The following is a 6,147-nucleotide window of genomic DNA, read 5'->3' as shown; positions in this document are numbered from 1 at the left end:
GATGCGCAAGGTCAGCCGGTACCGCAAGGCGTGGCCGGCGAGCTGTACATCGGTGGCGTGCAGGTCGCCCGTGGCTACCTGAACCGCGATGATCTGAGCGCTGAGCGCTTCATCGATGACCCGTTCGCCACTCGTCCCGGCGCGCGCCTGTACCGCACCGGTGACCTGGCCCGGCATCTGGCCGACGGCACCCTGGAGTACCTGGGCCGCAACGACGACCAAGTGAAGATCCGTGGCCTGCGCATCGAGCTGGGTGAAATTCAGGCCTGTCTGACCCGTGTGCCCGGTATTCAGGAAGCCGTGGTACTGGCAGTGGATCAGCGTCTGGTCGCCTATTACACCGGCACCGTGCAGGCGCTGGACACCCTGCGCCAGACCCTCGCCAGGCAACTGCCGGCGTTCATGGTGCCGGCGCTGTTCGTGCACCTGGCAGCCTTGCCGCTGAGCCCCAACGGCAAGCTCGACCGCAAGGCGCTGCCGGCGGCCAGCGTGCCGGACGAGCGCCCCTACGAAGCGCCCGAGGGCGACACCGAGCAGTTGCTGGCGGCGCTCTGGGCCGAGTTGCTGGGCGTGCAGCAGGTGGGCCGGCACGACAACTTCTTCGAGCTCGGCGGCCACTCGCTGCTGGCGGTGACGCTCACCGCGCGCCTGCGCCAGGAAGGCCTGGAGGCCGATGTGCGAGCGCTGTTCGAGCAACCGACACTGGCGGGCTATGCCGCCATCACAGACAGAATGGAGATCGTCCTGTGAGCATCAACGAACTGTTGGCCACCCTGTCGGCCAAGGATATCCAGCTGGCCCTCAAGGACGGGCAACTGGCCGTGCAGGGCAACCGCCAGGCGCTGAGCGATCCCGCGCTGGTGGCGAGCCTGCGCGAACACAAGCCGGCACTGGTCGCACTGATCGAGCGCGGCGAGTATGTTGCCCGCAGTGGCGCTGCGCCGATCCCGGCCAATGCCATCCCGGCGCACTGCACGCGGATCACGCCGGCGCTGCTCAACCTGGTCGAACTGGACCAGGCCTGCATCGACCACCTGGTGGAATCGATTCCCGGCGGCCACGCCAACGTGCAGGACATCTACCCGCTGGCGCCGTTGCAGCAGGGCATCCTCTATCACCACGCCAGCGCCGAAGGCAGCGATCCGTACATCATGCAGTCGCGCTTCGCCTTCGCCAGCCGGGGGCACCTGCTGGCGTTCGTCGAGGCCTTGCAGGCGGTGATCGACCGTCACGATATCCTGCGCACTTCGGTGCACTGGCAGGGCCTGGAGGCGCCGCTGCAGGTGGTGTGGCGCCAGGCGCGCCTGGCGGTGTGCGAGGTGGCGTCGGTCGATGAGCGCATCGACCTGACCCAGGCGCCGCTGGTGCGCCTGCTCTGTGAACCGCTGGCCGGCGATGGCCGGCTGTACGCCACGCTGCAGTTCCATCACATCGCCCTGGACCACAGCGCGTTGGAGGTGGTGCGCCATGAGATGCAGGCGGTGCTGCGCGGACAGGGTCAGTCGCTGGGCGCGCCGGTGCCGTTTCGCAACTATGTGGGCCAGGCCCTGCTGGGCGTGAGCCAGGCGCAGCACGAGGCGTTTTTCCGCGAGCAACTGGGCGACATCGCCGAGCCGACCCTGGCCTATGGGTTGCAGGACGTGCAAGGCGATGGCCGTGCGCCGCTGGAGGCCAGCCTGACGCTGCCTGTGGCGTTGTCTGCGGGCCTGCGCAGTCAGGCGCGCAGCCTTGGGGTGAGCCTGGCCAGCCTGTTCCACCTGGCCTGGGCGCGGGTGCTGGGCGGGTTGACCGGGCGCGAGGCGGTGGTGTTCGGCACGGTGCTGATGGGGCGTCTGATGGGCGCCGAGGCCAACGACCGCGCCTTGGGCATCTTCATCAATACCTTGCCGCTGCGGGTGGACTTGGGCGATGACGAGCTGATCCCGGCCATCAGGGCCACCCACAAACGCCTGACCACCCTGATGCGCCACGAACATGCGCCGCTGGCCCTGGCCCAACGCTGCAGTGACGTGGATGCGCCGACGCCGTTGTTCAACGCTTTGCTCAACTACCGTCACAGCGCCCCGGTCGCCGAGGGGCAGGCGCGTTCGGCCTGGGACGGCATCGAGGTGCTGGCCAGCGAAGAACGCACCAACTACCCGCTGACGTTGAGCGTCGATGACCTGGGCCAGGACCTGCGCCTGACCTTGCTGTACAGCCCCCAGGTGCCGGGCGAGCGTGTCTGCGCCTATCTGCACAAGACCCTGGACAGCCTGGTGCACGCCTTGCAGCACACCCCAGAGCGGGCGGTCGGGCAACTGGACATGTTGCCCGACGCCGAGCGCGAGCACCTGCTGGAGCATTTCAATGTGCACCCTGGCGCTGAGCAAACGTCGCTCACCGTGCACCAGCGCATCGAGCGGCAGGCGCAGGAGCACCCTGAGGCCGTGGCCGCCACCTGCGGCGACGCCACCCTGAGCTACGCCGAACTGGAGCTACGCGCCAATGGTCTGGCGCGTTGCCTGGTGGCCCTTGGCGTGCGGCCGGAGGACCGCGTCGTCATCCTCGCCCGACGCGGCCTCGATGCCCTGATCGGGCTGCTGGCCACGTTCAAGGCCGGTGCCGGCTACGTGCCGATCGACCCGGCGCACCCCGATGAGCGCATCGCCTATCTGCTCCAGGACAGTGCCCCGACCGCCGTGCTGACCCTGGGCGCGCTGCGCCCGCGCTTGGGCGCGTGCAGCCTGCCGGTGATCGAACTGGATCGCGGCAACTGGCCGTCGAGCGAGCAAGCGCCGGTAGTCGAGGCGTTGAGCGTCGCTCACCTGGCCTATGTGATCTACACCTCCGGTTCCACCGGCCTGCCCAAGGGCGTGATGGTCGAGCACCGCACGCTGAACAACCTGATCGACTGGCACTGCCGCGCTTTCGACCTGTGCCACGGTCGGCACACCTCGAGCCTGGCCGGCTTCGGCTTCGACGCCATGGCCTGGGAAGTGTGGCCGGCGCTGTGTGCCGGCGCGACCCTGCACATCGCGCCGTCCAGCGAACAGGGCGAAGACCTCGATGCCTTGCTCGCCTGGTGGCGCGGCTGCCCGCTGGATGTCAGCTTCCTGCCCACTCCGGTGGCCGAATATGCCTTCAGCCATCAGCTCGACCATCCGACCTTGCGCACCCTGCTGATCGGTGGCGATCGCCTGCGTCAGTTCAATCGCCACCCCGGCTTCACGGTGGTCAACAACTATGGCCCCACCGAAACCACCGTGGTCGCCAGCTCCGGCGCGGTGACCCCTGGCGGCGTGCTGCACATTGGCGCGCCGGTCGACAATGCCCGGCTCTACGTGCTCGACGCCCACGGCCAGCCGACGCCGCTGGGCGTGGCGGGCGAGCTGTACATCGGCGGCGCCGGCGTGGCCCGCGGCTACCTGGGCCGCCCGCAGATGACCGCCGAGCGCTTTCTGGACGACCCTTTCAGCCCGCAGCCGGGCGCGCGCCTGTACCGCAGCGGCGATCTGGTGCGCTGGCTGGAGGACGGCACGCTGGAGTACCTCGGGCGCAACGACGATCAGGTGAAGATCCGTGGCGTGCGCATCGAGCTGGGCGAGATCGAGGGTCGTCTGGCGCTGCTGCCAGGGATCAACGAGGCCGTGGTGCTGGCCCGCGAAGACCGTCCGGGGCAGCCGCGCCTGGTGGCGTATTTCACTGGCCAGGACGCCGTCGAAGTGGCCAGCCCCGCGCAGTTGCGCGCCCAGTTGCAGGCCCATCTGCCCGACGCCATGGTACCGGTGGCCTTCGTGCGGCTGGCGGCGCTGCCGCTGACGGCCAATGGCAAGCTCGACCGTCGTGCGCTGCCGGCACCCAGCCGCGCCGACCTGTTCGAGCGCCGCTACGAGGCGCCCCAGGGCGAGCTGGAGCAAACCTTGGCCCAGCTCTGGCAAGGCTTGCTGCAGGTGGAACGGGTGGGGCGGCACGATCACTTCTTCGAATTGGGCGGGCACTCGCTGCTGGCCATGCGCTTGGTGGCGCAGGTGCGCCAACGCCTGGGCGTGGAGTTGGCGCTGGGCAGTCTGTTCGCCCAGGCCGAGCTGTCGGCGATGGCCGAGGTGGTGGCCACGGCGGCGCGCAGTGAGTTGCCGGCGGTGCTGGCGGTGTCCCGCGAGCAGCCGCTGCCGTTGTCGTTCGCCCAGCAGCGGCTGTGGTTCCTGGCGCAGATGAACGGTGCCAGCCAGGCCTACAACATCGCCCTGGCGCTGGAGTTGCGTGGCGACTTGGACAGCACCGCGCTGGCGCAGGCGTTGGCACTGATCGTCCAGCGGCATGAGACGTTGCGCAGCCAGTTCTTCGCCGTCGAAGGCGAGCCGTGGGTGCGGGTCAGCGAACAGCGCCTGGTGGTGCAGCGCGAAACCCTGGCGGCCGACGCCGACGAGCAGTCCCTGCGGCAACGGATCCGCGATGAAGCGGCGCAGCCGTTCGACCTGGCTCAGGATCTGCCGCTGCGCGCCCGCATGTTGCAGGTCGAACCGACCCGGCATGTGCTCTTGTTGACCGTGCACCATATCGTCGCCGATGGCTGGTCGATGGGCGTGCTCACCCGTGAGCTGAGCGCGCTGTATTCGGCCCTGCGCGAGGGTCGGCCGGCGCTGCTCGAACCCCTGTCGATCCAGTACGGCGACTACGCCGTGTGGCAGCGCCGTTGGTTGCAGGGTGAGGCGTTGCAGCGCCAGGGGGCGTTCTGGCAGGAAACCCTGTCCGGTGCCCCGGCGCTGCTGAGCCTGCCCACCGACCGACCGCGCCCGGCGCGTCAGGACTACGCCGGCGCCAGCCTGGAGATCCAGCTGGACCCGCGCCTGGCGCAGGACCTCAGGGCGCTGTGCCAGCGCCAGCAGGTCACGCCATTCATGCTGTTCATGGGCGCCTGGGCGGTGCTGCTGGGGCGCCTGTCAGGGCAGACCGACGTGGTGATCGGCACCCCGGTGGCCGGCCGTCGCCAGGCCGAGGTGGAAGGCCTGATCGGCTTGTTCGTCAACTCCCTGGCCATCCGCCTGGACCTGGAAGACGCCGCGGACGTGGCCACCTTGCTGGCGCGGGTCAAGGCGCAGGTGCTGGCGGCCCAGGCCCATCAGGACCTGCCGTTCGAGCAGGTGGTGGACCTGCTCAAGCCGCCGCGCAGCCTGGCCCATACCCCGCTGTACCAAGTGTCGCTGGAGTGGCAAGGCGGGCATGATTTTGCTACCGGGCTGGAGGGCTTGAGCCTGCGCAACCTGGGGCAGGGCACCGATTTCGCCAAGTTCGACCTGAGCCTGAGCGTGGGCGAAACGGCGCACGGTTTCAGCGGTGCGCTGAGCTATGCGACGGCGCTGTTCGACCGGCAGACCATCGAGCGCTACAGCGGCTATCTGCAACAACTGCTGTGGGCCATGGCCGCTAGCGACGGGGCGGTGTTGTCACAGGTGGTGTTGCCGGATGCGGTGGAGCGTCGGCGCCTGCTGGTCGAGTTCAACGACACGGCGGTGGACTACGACCTGGCGCAGACGGTCCATGGCCTGTTCGAGGCGCAAGTGGTGCGCACGCCGGCGCGCATCGCCGTGCGCGCCGAGCAGGCGGCACTGAGCTATGGCGAACTCAACGCCGAGGCCAACCGATTGGCGCATCACCTGATGGCCCTGGGCGTCAGACCGGACGACCGCGTGGCGATCTGCGTCGAGCGGGGGCTGTCGATGGTGATCGGCTTGCTGGCGATTCTCAAAGCCGGCGGCGCCTACGTGCCGGTCGATCCGGACTATCCGGTCGAGCGCATCCGCCACATGCTGACCGACAGCGCGCCGACGGCAGTGCTGGGCCATGCCGCCACCCGCGCGCTGTTGGCTGAATTCGATGTGCCGCTGCTCGACCTCGATCTGCCTAGTTGGCGCGAATTGCCCTGCGACAATCCCGAGGTAGCAGGGCTGACGCCGGAACACCTGGCCTACGTGATCTACACCTCGGGCTCCACTGGTCTGCCCAAAGGCGTGATGAACGAGCACCGTGGCGTGGTCAACCGTCTGCTGTGGACCCAGGACGCCTACGGCCTGGGCGCCGAAGACGTGGTCTTGCAGAAAACCCCGTTCAGCTTCGATGTGTCGGTGTGGGAGTTCTTCTGGCCGTTGCAGACCGGTGCGCAACTGGTCA

2 protein-coding genes are annotated in these 6,147 nt (G+C 68.7%); both read left to right on the top strand.

The genetic code is table 11. The annotated features are described in order from the left end of the window. Positions 1-750, top strand: a 750-nt coding sequence (locus Q6A47_RS22800; RefSeq protein WP_304485464.1) for a phosphopantetheine-binding protein, incomplete at its 5' end; no start/stop codon positions are given. Continuing rightward, on the top strand, positions 747-6,147 hold a 5,401-nt coding region (locus tag Q6A47_RS22795), incomplete at its 3' end, for a non-ribosomal peptide synthetase (protein WP_304485463.1). The genes Q6A47_RS22800 and Q6A47_RS22795, both read left to right, overlap by 4 nt.

The sequence above is a fragment of the Pseudomonas boreofloridensis genome (assembly GCF_030580795.1).
Classification (GTDB): Bacteria; Pseudomonadota; Gammaproteobacteria; order Pseudomonadales; family Pseudomonadaceae; genus Aquipseudomonas; species Aquipseudomonas boreofloridensis.
Note: the sequence above shows the minus strand (reverse complement) of the source record. Positions and strands in the feature narration are given on the sequence as shown.